At 67.6% G+C, this 19,909-nt stretch carries 13 protein-coding genes and 3 rRNA genes; 14 read left to right on the plus strand and 2 right to left on the minus strand.

The features are described from left to right. Positions 1 to 226: 226 nt before the first annotated feature. The gene (gene ilvD / locus OIE49_RS20145; RefSeq protein WP_326803513.1) at positions 227 to 2,080 is read left to right on the plus strand and encodes a dihydroxy-acid dehydratase; all 1,854 of its coding nucleotides are present in this window, start codon (positions 227 to 229) and stop codon (positions 2,078 to 2,080) included. A 57-nt stretch (positions 2,081 to 2,137) separates the two neighbouring features. On the opposite strand, the gene OIE49_RS20150 is transcribed toward ilvD, so the two are convergent. Further along, positions 2,138 to 4,369 (minus strand): serine/threonine-protein kinase, encoded by a 2,232-nt coding sequence (locus tag OIE49_RS20150; RefSeq protein WP_326803514.1) that lies wholly within the window; start codon positions 4,367 to 4,369, stop codon positions 2,138 to 2,140. Positions 4,370 to 4,552: 183 nt separating this feature from the next. Between OIE49_RS20150 and OIE49_RS20155 the strand changes: the two genes are divergently transcribed. The 6 genes from OIE49_RS20155 to proC all read left to right on the plus strand — a co-directional run bounded on the left by OIE49_RS20155 (position 4,553) and on the right by proC (position 8,832). After that, positions 4,553 to 4,915 (plus strand): SH3 domain-containing protein, encoded by a 363-nt coding sequence (locus tag OIE49_RS20155; protein ID WP_326803515.1) that lies wholly within the window; start codon positions 4,553 to 4,555, stop codon positions 4,913 to 4,915. 43 nt (positions 4,916 to 4,958) lie between these two features. After that, complete coding sequence (locus OIE49_RS20160; RefSeq protein ID WP_326803516.1) at positions 4,959 to 5,462, plus strand: EamA/RhaT family transporter; 504 nt, start codon at positions 4,959 to 4,961, stop codon at positions 5,460 to 5,462. An 86-nt stretch (positions 5,463 to 5,548) separates the two neighbouring features. Further along, on the plus strand, positions 5,549 to 6,325 hold the full coding sequence (locus tag OIE49_RS20165) for a class I SAM-dependent methyltransferase (protein ID WP_326803517.1): 777 nt from the start codon (positions 5,549 to 5,551) through the stop codon (positions 6,323 to 6,325). A 59-nt stretch (positions 6,326 to 6,384) separates the two neighbouring features. Next, positions 6,385 to 7,185 (plus strand): ABC transporter ATP-binding protein, encoded by an 801-nt coding sequence (locus tag OIE49_RS20170; protein ID WP_326803518.1) that lies wholly within the window; start codon positions 6,385 to 6,387, stop codon positions 7,183 to 7,185. Further along, positions 7,182 to 7,952, plus strand: a complete 771-nt coding sequence (locus OIE49_RS20175) for an ABC transporter permease (protein ID WP_326803519.1) — start codon at positions 7,182 to 7,184, stop codon at positions 7,950 to 7,952. The genes OIE49_RS20170 and OIE49_RS20175 overlap by 4 nt, the downstream gene beginning before the upstream one ends. A gap of 70 nt (positions 7,953 to 8,022) precedes the next feature. Next, on the plus strand, positions 8,023 to 8,832 hold the full coding sequence (gene proC / locus OIE49_RS20180) for a pyrroline-5-carboxylate reductase (RefSeq protein ID WP_326803520.1): 810 nt from the start codon (positions 8,023 to 8,025) through the stop codon (positions 8,830 to 8,832). A 48-nt stretch (positions 8,833 to 8,880) separates the two neighbouring features. Here proC and trpS read toward each other — a convergent pair whose 3' ends face one another. Then, on the minus strand, positions 8,881 to 9,882 hold the full coding sequence (gene trpS, locus OIE49_RS20185; protein ID WP_326803521.1) for a tryptophan--tRNA ligase: 1,002 nt from the start codon (positions 9,880 to 9,882) through the stop codon (positions 8,881 to 8,883). An 844-nt stretch (positions 9,883 to 10,726) separates the two neighbouring features. Here trpS and OIE49_RS20190 point away from each other — a divergent pair. The 7 genes from OIE49_RS20190 to OIE49_RS20220 all read left to right on the plus strand — a co-directional run bounded on the left by OIE49_RS20190 (position 10,727) and on the right by OIE49_RS20220 (position 19,862). Next, positions 10,727 to 12,252 (plus strand): 16S ribosomal RNA (locus OIE49_RS20190). A 306-nt stretch (positions 12,253 to 12,558) separates the two neighbouring features. Then, positions 12,559 to 15,679 (plus strand): 23S ribosomal RNA (locus OIE49_RS20195). An 88-nt stretch (positions 15,680 to 15,767) separates the two neighbouring features. Beyond that, positions 15,768 to 15,884: ribosomal RNA gene (rrf, locus tag OIE49_RS20200) — 5S ribosomal RNA — on the plus strand. The 16S, 23S and 5S rRNA genes sit together here, the layout of an rRNA operon. Positions 15,885 to 15,965: 81 nt before the next feature. Beyond that, entirely contained in the window at positions 15,966 to 16,610 is a 645-nt protein-coding gene (locus tag OIE49_RS20205) for an HAD family hydrolase (RefSeq protein WP_326803522.1), read from the plus strand. 92 nt (positions 16,611 to 16,702) lie between these two features. After that, on the plus strand, positions 16,703 to 17,449 hold the full coding sequence (locus tag OIE49_RS20210) for a VC0807 family protein (protein WP_326803523.1): 747 nt from the start codon (positions 16,703 to 16,705) through the stop codon (positions 17,447 to 17,449). A 60-nt stretch (positions 17,450 to 17,509) separates the two neighbouring features. Continuing rightward, positions 17,510 to 18,739, plus strand: a complete 1,230-nt coding sequence (locus tag OIE49_RS20215) for an MFS transporter (RefSeq protein WP_326803524.1) — start codon at positions 17,510 to 17,512, stop codon at positions 18,737 to 18,739. Beyond that, the gene (locus tag OIE49_RS20220) at positions 18,690 to 19,862 is read left to right on the plus strand and encodes an acetoin utilization protein AcuC (RefSeq protein ID WP_326803525.1); all 1,173 of its coding nucleotides are present in this window, start codon (positions 18,690 to 18,692) and stop codon (positions 19,860 to 19,862) included. The genes OIE49_RS20215 and OIE49_RS20220 overlap by 50 nt, the downstream gene beginning before the upstream one ends. Positions 19,863 to 19,909: the final 47 nt, after the last annotated feature.

The raw sequence follows: 19,909 nt of genomic DNA on the forward strand, positions 1-19,909 counted from the left end.
CCCGCTGCCGCACGACACGACCCCGCTGCCGCACGACACGTCCCCGCCGCCCTGCGACGCGGATCCCGCCCGTGCCGAGACATCGCCCCGCCGCCCCCGAGACACGCGTCCCGCATTTCGGACAGCCCGTCCCGATCCCTGGATGACCGGCGTAGGCTCGACTGAGCCATAACTCCGCCGGAGCCCTCCTGCTGTCCGGCGGAACTTCCCGAAGGAGCGAGCGACGATGCCCGAGCTGAGGTCCCGCACAGTCACCCACGGCCGCAACATGGCGGGCGCCCGCGCCCTTATGCGCGCCTCCGGTGTACCCGGTGCGGACATCGGCCGGAAGCCCGTCATCGCGATCGCCAACAGCTTCACGGAGTTCGTCCCAGGGCACACCCACCTCCAGCCGGTCGGCCGGATCGTCAGCGACGCGGTCCGGGAGGCGGGCGGCATCCCGCGCGAGTTCAACACCATCGCCGTCGACGACGGCATCGCGATGGGCCACGGCGGCATGCTGTACTCGCTGCCCTCGCGCGACCTGATCGCGGACAGCGTCGAGTACATGGTCGAGGCCCACTGCGCCGACGCCCTGATCTGCATCTCCAACTGCGACAAGATCACCCCGGGCATGCTGATGGCGGCCCTGCGCCTGAACATCCCCACGGTCTTCGTCTCCGGGGGCCCGATGGAGTCCGGACGGGCCACCCTGGTCGACGGCACCGTCCGCACGCTCGACCTGGTCGACGCCATCTCCGACGCCGTCAACGACAAGGTCTCCGACGAGGACATCCTCCGCATCGAGGAGAACGCCTGCCCGACCTGCGGCAGCTGTTCCGGCATGTTCACCGCCAACTCGATGAACTGCCTGACCGAGGCGATCGGCCTGTCCCTGCCGGGCAACGGCTCGGTCCTCGCCACCCACACCGCCCGCCGCGCCCTGTACGAGAACGCGGCCCGCACGGTCATGGACATCACCCGCCGCCACTACGACCAGGACGACGAGACGGTCCTGCCCCGCAACGTCGCCACCTTCGCGGCCTTCGAGAACGCGATGGCCCTGGACATCGCGATGGGCGGCTCCACCAACACGATCCTGCACCTGCTGGCGGCGGCCCAGGAGGCCGGCGTCGACTTCGGTCTGGAGCAGATCGACGCCGTCTCCCGCCGGGTGCCGTGCCTGGCCAAGGTGGCACCGAACGTCGCCAAGGACCGCACGTACTACATGGAGGACGTGCACCGCGCCGGCGGCATCCCCGCGCTGCTCGGCGAACTGCACCGCGCGGGCCTGCTGAACGAGGACGTGCACGCGGTGCACAGCCCCTCCCTGGCCGACTGGCTCAAGACCTGGGACGTGCGCGGCGGCTCCCCGTCCCCCGAGGCGGTCGAGCTGTGGCACGCGGCCCCCGGCTGCGTGCGCTCGGCGGAGGCCTTCTCCCAGTCCGAGCGCTGGGAGGCCCTGGACACCGACGCCGCCGAGGGCTGCATCCGGTCCGCCGAGCACGCGTACTCCAAGGACGGCGGCCTCGCGGTGCTGAAGGGCAACCTGGCCGTGGACGGCTGCGTGGTGAAGACCGCGGGCGTCGACGAGTCGATCTGGACCTTCGAGGGCCCGGCGGTCGTCTGCGAGTCGCAGGAGGAGGCCGTCCAGAAGATCCTCACCCAGCAGATCAAGGAGGGCGACGTCGTCGTCATCCGCTACGAGGGCCCCAAGGGCGGCCCCGGCATGCAGGAGATGCTCTACCCGACCTCGTACCTGAAGGGCCGCGGCCTGGGCAAGAGCTGCGCGCTGATCACGGACGGCCGCTTCTCCGGCGGTACCTCGGGCCTGTCCATCGGCCACGCCTCGCCCGAGGCGGCCTCCGGCGGCACGATCGCGCTCGTCGAGGACGGCGACCGCATCCGTATCGACATCCCCGGCCGCTCCATCGAACTGCTCGTCGACGACTCGGAGCTGTCCCGCCGTGCGAGGGCGCTGAACGGCGCGTACGCCCCGAAGGACCGCGACCGGAAGGTGTCGGCGGCGCTGCGGGCCTACGCCGCGATGGCCACCAGCGCCGACAAGGGCGCCGTGCGGGACGTGTCGAAACTGGGCTGACGCCACCGGCCACGAGGACCGCGGGGCCGCCTCCTCTGAGGCGGCCCCATCTTCAGGTCACCAGGACGACGGGTCGTGGCCGTCCACGGCGAAGACGGTGCCGTCGGGGGCGCCGGCGTAGACACGGCCCTCGACGATCACGGGTGTGGGCAGGTCCGCCGCGACCCGGTCCGAGCGCGTGCCGAGCCGCGGCCGGGTCTGGCCGACGAGCTGCCCGGTGCGGGCCCCGACCGCAAGCAGCCGCCCGTCCCCGGCGAGGACGTACACGTGACCGGCGTCGGCGATCGGCGCCGAACCCCAGCTCACGGCCGTCTCCAGCCGCCACCGCACCTTCCGTGCCGCCAGGTCGACCGCGTCCAGCGCGCCACCGGTGCCCAGCAGGTGCACCATGTCGCCGTGCACGCTCGCCTGCGCCGAGTCGAGGGGAACGGACAGCGCGACCCGGACCGACGTCCTGGTCCGCGGTGTGTAGCGGACCACGGCGTCGGTCCGCCCGAAGGCCGGCTCGGAGGAGAGCAGGACGAGGGAGCCGTCGCGGCTGCCGACGGGCGCCAGCGTTCCGGGCAGCTGGGCCTCCCAGCGCACATCGCCCGTCACCGGGTCCACGGCGACGACCCGGGTGGTCGCCCCGTCGGACGAGGTGCTCACCGTGTACGCCAGCGGATCCCCGGCGAACGCGAAGAAGTGCGGCAGGGGAAGACCGGGCACCGGCCGGTTCCACGTGGTCTCGCCCGACGCGGCGTCGACCGCCCGCACCCGCCCGTCGGTGCCGGTGAGCAGCACCATGCCGCCGGCGCACTGCACTCCGCTGTACGCCGGAACGTCCGACTGCCAGCGCGGCCTGCCCGAGCCGGGGTCCAGGGCCTCCAGGTGCCGGCCGTGGTCCGCCATCGGCTGCACCAGGCCGCCCGCGAGGACCGGCGGCACGCCGGTGAGCATCTTGGGCACGGAGTGCCGCCACAGCAGGTTTCCGTCCGCCGGATCGAGGGCGTAGACCAGTCCGGGCCGCGCGCAGATCAGCTTTCCGGCCCCGTACGAGCACTGGGGGACGCCCTCGCCGGCCACGGGCTCGGCCACCCACTCGGAGAACGCGGCCGAGGTGGCTCCGGGCAGCGTGCTCTCCGGCGCCGCGCTGTGCGGCAGCATTCCGACGTCGAGGAGCTGGGCCGTGGCGAGTCCGCCGCCGACGACCAGCCCGAGTGCCCCGGCGGCCACGGCGAGCCGCCGCGAGTGCGGGCGCCGCCCGGTCAGGATCCCCGTCAGCCGCCCGGATCCCCGCCCCGTACGGTCCCCCGGCTCCTGTTCGACTCCCTCGGAACGCGACTCGTCCGGGGACGCGTCACGGTCACCGGCCGCGTCCGCCCCGCCCGTTCCCGGGTCCGGCCCGCTCCCGCCCGTGCCGGAGTGCGTACCGGTCCCGGGCGTCCGCCGCTCCGGTATGAACGCCTGCGTGTCGTACGAGGCGGCCGCCGAGCGCAGTTCCCGCATCAGCTCGTCCGGGGTGGGCCGGTCCTCGGGCTCCTTGGCCAGACAGCGCAGCACGAGCGGCGCCAGATCCTCCGGTACGCCGCTCAGATCGGGCTCGTCGTGCACGACCTGGTAGGCGACGACGTACGGGCTGTCGGAGTCGAACGGCCCCCGCCCCGTCGAGGCGTGCACCAGCACGGAGCCCAGCGCGAAGATGTCCGCCGCCGGCCCGACCTCCCGCGGCCGGCGGAACTGCTCGGGCGCCATGAACGGCGGAGTACCGATCAACTTGCCGGTCTCGGTGCGCAGTTCGCTGTCCTTCGGACGGGAGATGCCGAAGTCGATGACCTTCGGGCCGTCCTCGGCGAGCAGCACGTTGCTCGGCTTGAGATCGCGGTGGACGACACCCACCCGGTGGATGTCGCGCAGTGCCTCGGCGAGCCCCGCCATCAGCCGCCGCAACTGGGCGCCAGGCAGCGGCCCGTTCTCCTTCACCTCGTCCGAGAGCGTGGGCCCGGGAATGAACAGGGTGGCCATCCAGGGCCGTTCGGCCTCCGGGTCGGCGTCGACGACGGGCGCGGTGAACGCGCCGCTGACTCTTCGGGCCGCCGCCACCTCCTGCCGGAACCGTCCTCTGAACTCGGGGTCCCAGGCGTACTGGGCGTGGACGACCTTCACCGCGAGCCTCAGCCCGGAAGTGCTGCGGGCCAGATGCACGACGCCCATGCCGCCGGAGCCCAGGCGCGACTCGAGGCGGTAGTGACCGGCGTACTCCGGAAGTTCCGCTTCCGCGCCCGGGCCGGTGTGGTGCTGTGGCGTCATGGACCACCCCCCGTGCTGTTTCGTTCGCGCGTGCGACGCACGGAGCCTAGTCGATGACCCGAACCGGACCGAGGCGGCTTGCGGGTCTTCCCGTGCGTTTCACGTGCATGTGTTTCGCAACGCGTCAACGGGGAATCAACCGGGGCCCATGGCGGTCATGGGGTGCAACGGGGGAGGTTTCGCATGTCTGTCGACCGTGCGCAAGAACGGGTCGTGGAGAGTGCCGCGGAGAGGTCCGGGGAGCTGATCGAGCAGGCCGGCGGCGACGCGGCGACGGTCGTCGCGGCCGCGGCGGCCCTGAACTACTACCCGGTCGCGCCGGGTGTCGAGCTCAACGTCCGCAGCGGACCCGGCACCGGCTACGGCATCGTCCGCACGCTGAGCGCGGGCGCCTCCGTGCCGATCTACTGCCAGACCCCGGGTACGACGGTGTCCGGCTACTACGGCACCTCGAACATCTGGAACAACATAGGAACCGGCCAGTACGTCTCGGACACCTATGTGAAGACGGGCAGCGACGGTTATGTGACCGGCCGCTGCGGCTGATCCCCGACGGAGCCCGCGGGCACCCCGGGGCGATAATCGACGCGTGAGCGACGACAACGGCACCCCGGGCACCGCCGCGGGCTCCGCAGGGCCCCGCCCCGAGCCCCTGCGTTTCTTCGGCACCACCTGGGTGGATCACGACAACGGCTACACGGCCCGCCGTGCCGGCGTCGCCGTCGGCTCCCTCGCCGCGGCCGCCGTCTCCTGTTTCGTGCTCCGCTTCGCCTACCAGGGGCTCCAGATCGCCGGCTCGGGCGCCTTCGTGGAACTCCTGGTCGTGGTGATGTTCGCGGTGTGCAGCGCGCTCGCCTTCCGCCACACCTGGGACGGCTTCCGCAAGCGGCCCGACCCCGACCGCCAGGCCTCCCTGCGCGGCCTGCTCGCCATCGGATTCATCGGCTCCCTCCTCGCCTACTTCTTCCGCTCGCTCGTCGAGGCCCCCGGCGAGAAACTGCACCGCCAGGAGTACGAAGAGGCCCGCGAGCAGCACCAACGCCGGCTCACCCGCCGCTCGGGCAACCCATCGAGGAAGCGTCGCCGCTCCTGACCGCAGGGGGCGCACGGTCCGCGAACCGGTCCGCGCCGCCGAAATCCCTCTGTCCCGGACCGGTCGTGGGGTCCGAGGATGGCCGTATGACCGCATCCCGGATACCCGCCTACGCGGACCGAGCCCACTCCTTCAACGCCGCGGCCGCCCAGTACGCGGCGAACCGCCCCTCCTACCCGCCCGCCCTCTTCGACGCGCTGGAGGAACTCGCCGGCCGCGCCCTCGCCGGCGCCCGCGTCGCGGACGTCGGTGCCGGTACGGGCATCTCGACCGCCCGGCTGCACGAGCGCGGCGCCGATGTGCTGGCCGTGGAGCCGGGCGAGGGCATGGCGGCCCAGTTCCGCCGCGGCCTCCCGGACATCCCCGTCGTACGGGGCAACGGCAACGCCCTTCCCCTCGCCGACTCCTGCGCCGACTTCCTCACCTACGCCCAGGCCTGGCACTGGACCGACCCGGCTCAGTCGGTCCCCGAGGCCCTGCGCGTCCTGCGTCCGGGCGGAGCCCTGGCGCTGTGGTGGAACACGGAGCCCGACGACGTCGAGTGGATCGTGGAGGAGAGCGATCGCGTCCGCCGCTTCTTCGGCGTCGACGCCCGGGCCGAGAAGACGGCGGCCGCCCACCGTCTGAAGGCGGACCCGAGCGGACGCCTCAGCTTCACCCGCCGCGACGTCCGCTGGAGCCGCCGGGTCCCGGTCGACACCCACCTCGCCAACCTCGGCAGCCACTCGGCCTTCCTGGTCTGCCCCGAGGAACGCAGGACCGCCTTCTTCGCCGAAGCGCGTGACCATCTGCTGCGGACCTTCCCGGACGGCATCGTCGAGGAGACCTACGACGTGTTCCTCCTCGTCGCCACCACACCCTGACGCGGCTCATCCCCTCACCCCACTTGACGGCGTCCTCTCCGGCACGCATTAATCATCGCATGATGAATATTTCTTCGGGGCCACCACCCGACCCCGGAACGGATGCAGTCCGAGCCGAAGCCCTCACCGTCGTCCGAGGCCCCCGCACCGTCCTGCGGGGCCTCGGCTTCACCGTCCCGCGCGGCCGCATCACCGGCCTCCTCGGCCCCTCCGGCTGCGGCAAGTCCACCCTCATGCGCGCCATCGCCGGCACCCAGGCCAAGGTCGACGGCACCCTGGAGATCCTCGGCCTGCCCGCCGGCCACGCCACCCTCCGCAGCCGCATCGGCTACGTCACCCAAGCCCCCTCCGTCTACGACGACCTGACCGTCCGCCAGAACCTCGAATACTTCGCCGCGATCCTCGACCCCGGCCGCGCGGCAGCCGAACGCCGCCGGGACAACGTCGGCCGGGCCATCGCCGACGTCGACCTCACCGGCCACGCCGACGCCCTCGCCGGCAACCTCTCCGGCGGCCAGCGCAGCCGCGTCTCCCTCGCGGTCGCCCTCCTCGGCACCCCCGAACTGCTCGTCCTCGACGAACCGACGGTCGGCCTGGACCCCGTGCTGCGCCGCGACCTGTGGAACCTCTTCCACGACATCGCCGCCACCCGGGGCGCCACCCTCCTCGTCTCCTCCCACGTCATGGACGAGGCCGAGCGCTGCCACCACCTCCTGCTCATGCGCGAGGGCCGCATCCTCGCCGACGACACCCCCGAAGCACTCCGGACCCGAACCGGCACCGAGACCGTCGAGGCGGCCTTCCTGCACCTGGTCGACGAGGCGGCCGCGGCCGGCCGCGCCAAGGAGACAGCACGATGAGCACGACCACCGCACCCCGCCCCCGCGCCCTGAGCGCCGCCCGCACCACCGCCACCGCGGCCCGGGTCCTGCGCCAGCTCCGCCACGACCCGCGCACCATCGCACTGATGCTGCTGGTCCCCTGCGTGATGCTGCTCCTGCTGCGCTACGTCTTCGACGGCAGCCCGCGCACCTTCGACAACATCGGCGCCTCGCTCCTCGGCATCTTCCCGCTGATCACCATGTTCCTGGTGACCTCGATCGCCACCCTGCGCGAACGCACCTCCGGCACCCTCGAACGCCTCCTCGCCATGCCGCTGGGCAAGGGCGACCTCATCGCCGGTTACGCGCTCGCCTTCGGCGCCCTCGCGATCGTCCAGTCCGCGCTGGCCACGGGACTGGCCGTCTGGCTCCTCGGCCTTGACGTCACCGGCTCACCCTGGCTGCTCCTGCTGGTCGCCCTTCTCGACGCCCTGCTCGGCACCGCCCTCGGCCTCTTCGTCTCCGCCTTCGCCGCCTCCGAGTTCCAGGCGGTCCAGTTCATGCCGGCGGTGATCTTCCCCCAGCTCCTCCTCTGCGGCCTGTTCACGCCCCGGTCCGACATGCACCCCGCCCTGGAGGCCGTCTCCGACGTCCTGCCGATGTCCTACGCGGTCGACGCCATGAACGAGGTCCTGCGCCACACCGACGTGACGACGGCCTTCGTCCGCGACGCGCTGATCGTCGCGGGCTGCGCCCTGCTCGTCCTCGGCCTGGGAGCGGCCACCCTCAGGCGGCGCACCGCCTAGGGGGTGGAGGGTGTCCCGCCAACCGGACAGTCCGCCCCTGCCCCGGACCACCGGTGCGAGGATGAACCCCATGAGCCAGAAAGTCGCAGTTCTCGGCACCGGAAAGATCGGCGAAGCCCTGCTCAGCGGAATGATCCGGGGCGGCTGGACACCCGCCGACCTGCTGGTCACCGCCCGCCGTCCGGAACGGGCCGAAGAACTCCGCGCCCGCCACGGAGTCACCCCGGTCACCAACACGGAAGCAGCGAAGAGCGCCGACACCCTGATCCTCACCGTCAAGCCCCAGGACATGGGCACCCTCCTCGACGAACTCGCCCCGCACGTCCCCGCCGACCGCCTGGTCATCAGCGGCGCCGCGGGCATCCCCACCTCCTTCTTCGAGGAGCGTCTGGCCTCCGGCACCCCGGTCGTCCGCGTCATGACGAACACCCCCGCCCTCGTCGACGAGGCCATGTCCGTCATCTCCGCCGGCACCCACGCCTCCGCCGAACACCTCGCCCACGCCGAGGAGATCTTCGGCGCCGTGGGCAAGACGCTCCGCGTCCCGGAATCCCAGCAGGACGCGTGCACCGCCCTTTCCGGCTCGGGCCCGGCCTACTTCTTCTACCTGGTCGAGGCCATGACCGACGCCGGCATCCTCCTCGGCCTTCCCCGGGACAAGGCCCACGAGCTGATCGTCCAGTCCGCGATCGGCGCCGCGGTGATGCTGCGCGACAGCGGGGAGCCCCCCGTGAAGCTCCGCGAGAACGTCACCTCGCCGGCCGGCACGACGATCAACGCCATCCGCGAACTGGAGAACCACGGTGTGCGCGCCGCGCTCATCGCCGCGCTGGAAGCCGCCCGCGACCGCAGCCGCGAGCTGGCCTCCGGCAACAACTGACTCCGGCAACGGGCGGCCGAGGCAGGCCGCCCGCCCCGCCGCCCTCACTCAGGCGGGCAGCAACCCGATCGCCCGGTACGCCGCGTCCACTCTGGGCCGCGCCATCTCCCTGGCCTTCTCCGCACCCGCCCGCAACACCCCTTCGACATGGGCGGGATCCGCGCACAGTTCCCTGTGCCTCGCCTGTACCGGCCTGAGGAGTTCGACCACGGCCTCCGCGGTGTCCTTCTTCAAGGCGCCGTACGACTCGTACACACCGCCCAGGGTCTCCGGGTTCCCACCCTGGCAGGCGGCCAGGATCTCCAGCAGGTTGGCGATGCCGGGACGCTCCTGCGGGTCGTAGACGACGTCCCGTCCGCTGTCGGTCACCGCCCGCATGACCTTCTTCTCCACGACCTCCGGCTCGTCGAGCAGATAGACGATGCCCGGCCCGGAGTCGTCCGACTTCCCCATCTTCGACGACGGGTCCTGCAGGTTCATCACCCTCGCCGCCACCTTCGGAGGCGTCGCCTTCGGCACTACGAACGTGTGCCCGTACCGCTGGTTGAACCGCACCGCCAGATCACGGGTCAGTTCCACGTGCTGCGTCTGGTCGTCACCGACCGGCACCTCGTCCGTTCCGTACGCCAGGATGTCCGCCGCCATCAGCACCGGATACGTCAGCAGCGACAGCCGCACGCTCCCGCCCCGCTGCTGCTCGCGTGCGGCCTTCTCCTTGTACTGGATCATCCGCCGCATCTCGCCGTCCGTGGCCACGCACTCCAGCAGGTACGACAGCCGGGCGTGCTCGTCCACATGGCTCTGTACGAACAGGGTGCACAGTTCCGGATCGAGCCCCGCCGCCAGCAGCAGCGTCGCCGCCTGCCTGCTGAGCCTGCGCACCCGCGCCGGGTCGTGGTCCACGGTCAGCGCGTGCAGGTCGACGACGCAGAACAGCGCCTGGGACCGGTGCTGGTCCACCTCGGCCCAGCGCCGCATGGCGCCCAGGTAGTTCCCCAGCGTCAGGTGTCCCGTCGGCTTGATCCCGCTGAAGACCCGAGTCCTCTCCACACTCCACCTCCTGGTCGAGGCCGCCGTCCCCGGTCGGCCGGCCCCCGGAGTCCTGGAGGGAGATACGAGAACGGCCGCCGAGGCGGCGGCCGTGGGATGCATACGTGAGTACGGCCGCCTGTCAGGCGGCCCACCACAGATGGGTGCACGTACGCGTAGTCATGGCCCCACGATACGACTCCGGGGGGCCGTCCGTCCGTGAGTTGACACACCTCGCCGGGCTACGTAACGTTCTCCGAGTTGCCCGACGTGAGAGCCGACTCCGGTCGGTCCCCGGACAACCTTTCCTGGGTACCACCCTTTGATCGACGACAGTCGTACTGTCTGTTGTCGTGTCATCGGTGTGCGTATTCATGGAATGAGGATTCCGCGCCCGAAAGGACGCAGCCCCCGATTCGCACGGGAGCAGGGAATCCGCTAAAGTCTCACTCGTCGGAACGGCCCAACAGCCGCAAAGACAAATCCCGCTGACTGGGAGTCAGGTCGAGAAAAGATCTGATAGAGTCGGAACCGCCGGAAAGGAAAACGCGAGAGCGGAAACCTGGAAAGCACCGAGGAAATCGGATCGGAAAAAGATCTGATAGAGTCGGAAACACCGAAGGGAAGCGCCCGGAGGAAAGCCCGAGAGGGTGAGTACAAAGGAAGCGTCCGTTCCTTGAGAACTCAACAGCGTGCCAAAAATCAACGCCAGATATGTTGATACCCCGTCTCCAGCATCCGCTGGGACGAGGTTCCTTTGAAAAAACACAGCGAGGACGCTGTGAACCGAGGGGACTATTCCTCCCCTCTGGTTCCGCTCTCGTGATGTGTCGCCGGCAGTATTAATTTACTGGCCGAGCAAGCATTCACGGAGAGTTTGATCCTGGCTCAGGACGAACGCTGGCGGCGTGCTTAACACATGCAAGTCGAACGATGAACCACTTCGGTGGGAATTAGTGGCGAACGGGTGAGTAACACGTGGGCAATCTGCCCTTCACTCTGGGACAAGCCCTGGAAACGGGGTCTAATACCGGATATCACTCCTGCAGGCATCTGCGGGAGTTGAAAGCTCCGGCGGTGAAGGATGAGCCCGCGGCCTATCAGCTTGTTGGTGAGGTAATGGCTCACCAAGGCGACGACGGGTAGCCGGCCTGAGAGGGCGACCGGCCACACTGGGACTGAGACACGGCCCAGACTCCTACGGGAGGCAGCAGTGGGGAATATTGCACAATGGGCGAAAGCCTGATGCAGCGACGCCGCGTGAGGGATGACGGCCTTCGGGTTGTAAACCTCTTTCAGCAGGGAAGAAGCGAAAGTGACGGTACCTGCAGAAGAAGCGCCGGCTAACTACGTGCCAGCAGCCGCGGTAATACGTAGGGCGCAAGCGTTGTCCGGAATTATTGGGCGTAAAGAGCTCGTAGGCGGCTTGTCACGTCGGGTGTGAAAGCCCGGGGCTTAACCCCGGGTCTGCATTCGATACGGGCTAGCTAGAGTGTGGTAGGGGAGATCGGAATTCCTGGTGTAGCGGTGAAATGCGCAGATATCAGGAGGAACACCGGTGGCGAAGGCGGATCTCTGGGCCATTACTGACGCTGAGGAGCGAAAGCGTGGGGAGCGAACAGGATTAGATACCCTGGTAGTCCACGCCGTAAACGGTGGGAACTAGGTGTTGGCGACATTCCACGTCGTCGGTGCCGCAGCTAACGCATTAAGTTCCCCGCCTGGGGAGTACGGCCGCAAGGCTAAAACTCAAAGGAATTGACGGGGGCCCGCACAAGCAGCGGAGCATGTGGCTTAATTCGACGCAACGCGAAGAACCTTACCAAGGCTTGACATACACCGGAAAGCATTAGAGATAGTGCCCCCCTTGTGGTCGGTGTACAGGTGGTGCATGGCTGTCGTCAGCTCGTGTCGTGAGATGTTGGGTTAAGTCCCGCAACGAGCGCAACCCTTGTTCTGTGTTGCCAGCATGCCCTTCGGGGTGATGGGGACTCACAGGAGACCGCCGGGGTCAACTCGGAGGAAGGTGGGGACGACGTCAAGTCATCATGCCCCTTATGTCTTGGGCTGCACACGTGCTACAATGGCCGGTACAATGAGCTGCGATACCGTGAGGTGGAGCGAATCTCAAAAAGCCGGTCTCAGTTCGGATTGGGGTCTGCAACTCGACCCCATGAAGTCGGAGTTGCTAGTAATCGCAGATCAGCATTGCTGCGGTGAATACGTTCCCGGGCCTTGTACACACCGCCCGTCACGTCACGAAAGTCGGTAACACCCGAAGCCGGTGGCCCAACCCCTTGTGGGAGGGAGCTGTCGAAGGTGGGACTGGCGATTGGGACGAAGTCGTAACAAGGTAGCCGTACCGGAAGGTGCGGCTGGATCACCTCCTTTCTAAGGAGCACTTCTTACCGGGTTCGCTCGGTCAGAGGCCAGTACATCGGCGAATGTCCGGTGCTGGTTGCTCATGGGTGGAACGTTGATTATTCGGCACACTCGGTCCGGTTGGGACCACTAGTACTGCTTCGGCGTGGAACGTGGATCCCAGCGGCGAGGGTGTCGGGCACGCTGTTGGGTGTCTGAGGGCACGGCCGTCTGGTCGGGTCTTCGGTTGCCGGCCCCGGTAAAAATCTGCTTCGGCGGGTTGTGACGGGTGGTTGGTCGTTGTTTGAGAACTGCACAGTGGACGCGAGCATCTGTGGCCAAGTTTTTAAGGGCGCACGGTGGATGCCTTGGCACCAGGAACCGATGAAGGACGTGGGAGGCCACGATAGTCCCCGGGGAGTCGTCAACCAGGCTTTGATCCGGGGGTTTCCGAATGGGGAAACCCGGCAGTCGTCATGGGCTGTCACCCTTGTCTGAACACATAGGGCAAGTGGAGGGAACGCGGGGAAGTGAAACATCTCAGTACCCGCAGGAAGAGAAAACAACCGTGATTCCGGGAGTAGTGGCGAGCGAAACTGGATGAGGCTAAACCTACGACGTGTGAGACCCGGCAGGGGTTGCGTCGTGGGGGTTGTGGGATCTCTCTTCCACGGTCTGCCGGCCGTGGGACGAGTCAGAAACCGTTGATGTAGACGAAGGACATGCGAAAGGTCCGGCGTAGAGGGTAAGACCCCCGTAGTCGAAACGTCAGCGGCTCGTTTGAGAGACACCCAAGTAGCACGGGGCCCGAGAAATCCCGTGTGAATCTGGCGGGACCACCCGCTAAGCCTAAATATTCCCTGGTGACCGATAGCGGATAGTACCGTGAGGGAATGGTGAAAAGTACCCCGGGAGGGGAGTGAAATAGTACCTGAAACCGTGTGCCTACAAGCCGTGGGAGCGTCGGATGCAGCTTGCTGCATCTCGTGACTGCGTGCCTTTTGAAGAATGAGCCTGCGAGTTTGCGGTGTGTTGCGAGGTTAACCCGAGTGGGGTAGCCGTAGCGAAAGCGAGTCCGAATAGGGCGATGGAGTAGCACGCTCAAGACCCGAAGCGGAGTGATCTAGCCATGGGCAGGTTGAAGCGGAGGTAAGACTTCGTGGAGGACCGAACCCACCAGGGTTGAAAACCTGGGGGATGACCTGTGGTTAGGGGTGAAAGGCCAATCAAACTCCGTGATAGCTGGTTCTCCCCGAAATGCATTTAGGTGCAGCGTCGTGTGTTTCTTGCCGGAGGTAGAGCACTGGATAGGCGATGGGCCCTACCGGGTTACTGACCTTAGCCAAACTCCGAATGCCGGTAAGTGAGAGCGCGGCAGTGAGACTGTGGGGGATAAGCTCCATGGTCGAGAGGGAAACAGCCCAGAGCATCGACTAAGGCCCCTAAGCGTACGCTAAGTGGGAAAGGATGTGGAGTCGCACAGACAACCAGGAGGTTGGCTTAGAAGCAGCCACCCTTGAAAGAGTGCGTAATAGCTCACTGGTCTAGTGATTCCGCGCCGACAATGTAGCGGGGCTCAAGCGTACCGCCGAAGTCGTGTCATTGCGATATGTACCCCCAACGGGGATCGTGATGGGTAGGGGAGCGTCGTCTGCCGGGTGAAGCAGCACCGGAAGGTAGTTGTGGACGGTTGACGAGTGAGAATGCAGGCATGAGTAGCGATACACACGTGAGAAACGTGTGCGCCGATTGACTAAGGGTTCCTGGGTCAAGCTGATCTGCCCAGGGTAAGTCGGGACCTAAGGCGAGGCCGACAGGCGTAGTCGATGGATAACCGGTTGATATTCCGGTACCCGCTGTGAAGCGTCAAACATCGAGCATCGTGATGCTAAGGCCGTGAAGCCGCCTCTGATCTCTTCGGAGTGAGGGGGAGTGGTGGAGCCGCCGAACCAAGCGGTTAGTAGGTGAGTGATGGGGTGACGCAGGAAGGTAGTCCATCCCGGGCGGTGGTTGTCCCGGGGTAAGGGTGTAGCCCGAGTGGTAGGTAAATCCGCCACTCACGCAGGGTGAGACCTGATGCCGAGCCGATTGTGGTGAAGTGGATGATCCTATGCTGTCGAGAAAAGCCTCTAGCGAGTTTCATGGCGGCCCGTACCCTAAACCGACTCAGGTGGTCAGGTAGAGAATACCGAGGCGTTCGGGTGAACTATGGTTAAGGAACTCGGCAAAATGCCCCCGTAACTTCGGGAGAAGGGGGCCACGTCTGGTGATCCGTTTTACACGGTGAGCTGGGGGTGGCCGCAGAGACCAGCGAGAAGCGACTGTTTACTAAAAACACAGGTCCGTGCGAAGCCGTAAGGCGATGTATACGGACTGACGCCTGCCCGGTGCTGGAACGTTAAGGGGACCGGTTAGCTCCATTTCGGTGGGGCGAAGCTGAGAACTTAAGCGCCAGTAAACGGCGGTGGTAACTATAACCATCCTAAGGTAGCGAAATTCCTTGTCGGGTAAGTTCCGACCTGCACGAATGGCGTAACGACTTCTCGACTGTCTCAACCATAGGCCCGGTGAAATTGCACTACGAGTAAAGATGCTCGTTTCGCGCAGCAGGACGGAAAGACCCCGGGACCTTTACTACAGTTTGATATTGGTGTTCGGTTCGGCTTGTGTAGGATAGCTGGGAGACTTTGAAGCGGCCACGCCAGTGGTTGTGGAGTCGTCGTTGAAATACCAGTCTGGTCGTGCTGGATGTCTAACCTGGGTCCGTGATCCGGATCAGGGACAGTGTCTGATGGGTAGTTTAACTGGGGCGGTTGCCTCCTAAAGAGTAACGGAGGCGCCCAAAGGTTCCCTCAGCCTGGTTGGCAATCAGGTGTTGAGTGTAAGTGCACAAGGGAGCTTGACTGTGAGACCGACGGGTCGAGCAGGGACGAAAGTCGGGACTAGTGATCCGGCGGTGGCTTGTGGAAGCGCCGTCGCTCAACGGATAAAAGGTACCCCGGGGATAACAGGCTGATCTTCCCCAAGAGTCCATATCGACGGGATGGTTTGGCACCTCGATGTCGGCTCGTCGCATCCTGGGGCTGGAGTCGGTCCCAAGGGTTGGGCTGTTCGCCCATTAAAGCGGTACGCGAGCTGGGTTTAGAACGTCGTGAGACAGTTCGGTCCCTATCCGCTGTGCGCGTAGGAGTCTTGAGAAGGGCTGTCCCTAGTACGAGAGGACCGGGACGGACGAACCTCTGGTGTGCCAGTTGTCCTGCCAAGGGCATGGCTGGTTGGCTACGTTCGGGAGGGATAACCGCTGAAAGCATCTAAGCGGGAAGCCTGCTTCGAGATGAGGACTCCCACCCACTTGATGGGGTAAGGCTCCCAGTAGACGACTGGGTTGATAGGCCGGATCTGGAAGCACGGTAACGTGTGGAGGTGACCGGTACTAATAGGCCGAGGGCTTGTCCTCAGTTGCTCGCGTCCACTGTGTTGGTTCTGAAACCACGAACAACCGTCGTAGCCATGTGTTACGGCTCCGGTTGATTGTTTCATAGTGTTTCGGTGGTCATAGCGTGAGGGAAACGCCCGGTTACATTCCGAACCCGGAAGCTAAGCCTCACAGCGCCGATGGTACTGCAGGGGGGACCCTGTGGGAGAGTAGGACGCCGCCGAACAAATTGTGAGAAAACCCCCGTGCCATGGCACGGGGGTTTTCTGCGTTTACGGCCGGCCGGCACTCGCTTAGGCTCGTATGCATGCGCTACGACCTCGTCATCTTCGACAACGACGGCGTCCTCGTCGACAGTGAGCCCATCTCCAACCGGCTCCTCGCCGCCTACCTCACCGAGTTGGGGCACCCCACCTCCTACGAGGACTCCATCCGTGACTACATGGGGTCGGCGATGCACCGAATCCACGATCTGGTCCTGGAGCGGACGGGGAAGCGGCTGCCGGACGACTTCGACGACGTCTTCCACGCCCGTGTGTTCGCCGCGTTCCAGCGCGAATTGAAGCCGGTGGCCGGTGCCGCCGACGTACTGGAGAAGCTCGCGGTGGACGGGACGCCGTACTGTGTCGCGTCCTCGGGGAGTCACGAGCGGATCCGGGTGGGGCACCGGGCGACCGGCCTGGACCGGTGGTTCGGCGAGGAGCGGATCTTCAGTTCGCAGGACGTGGGCCGGGGCAAGCCGGCGCCGGACCTGTTCCTCCACGCGGCCGACCGGATGGGAGTGGCCCCCGAGAAGTGCGTCGTCGTCGAGGACTCCCCGCTGGGCGTCCAGGCCGCCGTCGCGGCCGGGATGGACGTCTACGGCTTCACGGCGATGACCCCGGCCGCCAGGCTCGCGGATGCGACCCAACTCTTCTCACGCATGGAGGAGTTGGCCGACCTGCTGACATGACGTCGGCCACCGCCGGGGCACTGACAATTGTCATGCGGAGCTCCGGACGATCGTTTCTACTGGCGGACCCCCCCGCCCGCCAAGCTTTGAGCATGACGACGAACACGAAGCGCGCGAGCCTCGCCCCCCTGCTGGTGGATGTGGCGGTTCCGGTCGGCGGGTACTACCTGCTCAAGAACGGGTTCGGGATGAGCACGCTGGCAGCCCTGGGGTGGAGCAGCGTGGTCCCCGCCCTGCGCACCGGTTGGGCCGCGGCCAGGGAGCGCAGGGTCAACGCGTTCGCCGCGCTCATCCTGTTCGTCAACGTGGTGGGGCTGCTGCTCAGTCTCGTCGCCGGTGACCCTCGGCTGATGCTCGCCAAGGACAGCGGTGTCAGCAGCGCGATCGGCATCGGCATCCTGGTGTCCGTGGCGCTGGGCAGGCCGATGATGACCGCGGCCATGAAGCCCTGGCTGGTGAAGGGCGACGAGGGCCGGGAAGCCGCCTGGGCCCGACTGGCGGCCGGATCCGCGGACTTCCGGCGGGCGGAGAAGGTGTTCTCGCTGGTGTGGGGTGTGGTCCTGCTCGCGGAGTGCGTGGTGCGGGTCGTGGGTGCCTACACGGTGCCGGTGGACACCATGGTGTGGCTCGGCACCGTGATCCTGGCGGTCACCATGGTGCTCGGGTTCCTCCTGAGCGGTGCTCTGGCCGCCGGGCCGATGGCGCACATGCTGATCGCCGAGACGAACGCCGCAGCCGGGGATTCCTCGCAGGTCCAGGAGCCCGCCGGCGCCCAGCAGCCCGCGCCGGCGCGGGAGGCCGTGAAGTCCCCGAACGGACTCGCCCTCGCCGGAAGCTGAGCCGAATTCACCTTTCACCGGACCTACCCACAGGTAGCCCAGGGCCCTACGCTCGCGGCCATGACTGATGTGCTGCGGCGCGGTAGGGCCTCGCTGGCGTTCAGCTTCTTCGCACAGGGCGTCGCCTTCGCTCTCCTCGTGACGCGCATCCCGGCCATCCAGGGCCGGTACGGGGTCTCCGACGCGCTGCTGCCGGTCTTCCTGGCCGCCGTGCCGATCCTCGCCGGTGTCGGCAGCACGGCCACCGAGCAACTGGTGAAACGCGTCCGGCCCAGCCGGCTGCTGCGCTGGTCCCAGCCCGTCGTCCTCCTGTCCCTGCTCGGTGTCGGGGCGGGCGACCGGGTCGCCGAACTGGCCGTCGCGCTGGCCGCGTTCGGGCTGGCCGTGGGGATGCTGGACGCCTCGATGAACATGCTCGGGGTGAGCCTCCAGCGGGCGTACGGCCGCAGCATCATGCTCGGCTTCCACGCCGTCTACAGCCTCGGCGGGATCCTGGGTGCCTCGTTGGCCTGGGCCGGGGCGCACTGGCACCTGGCCCTGTGGGTGTCGTACCTGCCGGTGGTGGCGGCGCTGCTGCCGGCGGTCCTCGTGGGCAGCCGGTGGTACGTCGACGCGGACTCCCCCGCCGCACCGGAAAAGGCCGACGGGAAGGCCGCTGGCGAAGGCGGCGGGACGGTCGTGTTCCGGCTGCTGCTGCCGCTCTGCCTGGTGATGACCTTCGCGTACATAGGCGACTCGACCGTCTCCAACTGGAGCGCCAAGTACCTCCAGGACACGCTGGGCAGCTCCGAGCAGCTCGCGACGGTGCCGTACAACGTCTACATGGTCACCACGCTGCTGGGGCGGGCCCTCGGGGACACCGGGGTGCGGCGGTTCGGCGCCGTGGCCGTCGTGCGGCTGGGCGCGCTGGTGGCGGCGCTGGGGTTCGCGGTGGTCGCCGGGGCACCCGGTCCCTGGGTGGGCATGCTCGGGTTCACGCTCCTGGGGCTGGGGCTGTGCGTGCTGGTGCCGCAGACCTTCGCCGCGGCCGGACGCCTGTTCCCGGAGGCGTCGGACCAGGCCGTCGCGCGGCTCAACATCTTCAACTACGTGGGTTTCCTGGTCGGCTCCCCGCTGGTGGGCGCGCTGGGCGACGCGTGGAGCTACCGGGGGGCGATGCTGGTGCCCATGGCTCTGGTGCTGGTGACGTCGGTGTGCGCCGGGTCGTTCGCACCGCGGGCGGACCGATACGGTGACGGGCATGAGCGGCCGCGCACAGCTGATGTGGGACGAGGCAGTAACGGGCTATGACTTCGGCCGGGACCACCCGATGGACCCGATCCGTCTCGTCCTGACCCGGAAACTGGTCGACGCGCTCGGACTCGACCGGGAGGCGCGGCTGGTGGCGGCCAGGCCGGCCGGCGACTCGACGCTGCGGCTGGTCCACCGGGACGACTACATCGCCGCGGTGAAGGCCGCGTCGGCGGATCCGGGATCGGCGGACGCGGCGTACGGCCTGGGGACGCTGGACGATCCGGCCTTCGCCGGGATGCACGAGGTGTCCGCGCTGATCGCGGGACAGTCGGTGGCGGCGGCGGAGGCCGTGTGGCAAGGGGACGCCCTGCACGCGGTGAACTTCGCGGGCGGGCTGCACCACGCGATGCCGGGCGCCGCTTCGGGCTTCTGCGTCTACAACGACGCCGCGCTGGCCATCGCCCGGCTGCTGGAGCTGGGCGCCGAGCGGGTCGTGTACGTCGACACCGACGTGCACCACGGGGACGGGGTGCAGACCGCGTTCTGGGAGGACCCGCGGGTACTGACGATCTCGCTGCACGAGCATCCCCGGACGCTGTTCCCGCAGACGGGATGGCCGCAGGAGACCGGGGCACCGTCCGCCGAGGGATCGGCCGTGAACGTGGCGCTGCCGGCGGGGACCGGGGACGCCGGCTGGCTGCGGGCGTTCCACGCGGTGGTGCCGGAACTCGTCGCCGACTTCCGGCCGCAGGTGCTGGTCACCCAGCACGGGGCCGACACGCACTTCGAGGATCCGCTGGCGCATCTGACGGTGTCGCTGGACGCGCAGCGGGCGGTCCAGATGGCGTGCCACGAGCTGGCCCACGAGCACGCCGAGGGACGGTGGATCGCGCTGGGCGGCGGCGGATACGAGGTGGTGGACGTCGTTCCCCGGTCGTGGACGCATCTGGTGGGGATCGCCGTGGGGCGCCCGGTGGAGCCGGAGACGGTGATCCCGGAGAGCTGGCGGCAGGCGGTGTATGCGCGGACGCGGCGGTTGGGCCCGATGCGGATGACCGACGGGCGGTGGCCGGTGTCCTGGGCGGACTGGGAGGCGGGATACGACCCGGCGGACCGGCTGGACCAGACGATCCTGGCGACCCGGCGGGCGGTGTTCCCGCTGCGGGGTCTGCTGCCGTAGCACCGGCCGCGTTTCTCGGTTAGGCCGACTGTGCGGTGTTCCCGGGT

Source organism: Streptomyces sp. NBC_01788, from assembly GCF_035917575.1.
Classification (GTDB): domain Bacteria; phylum Actinomycetota; class Actinomycetes; order Streptomycetales; family Streptomycetaceae; genus Streptomyces.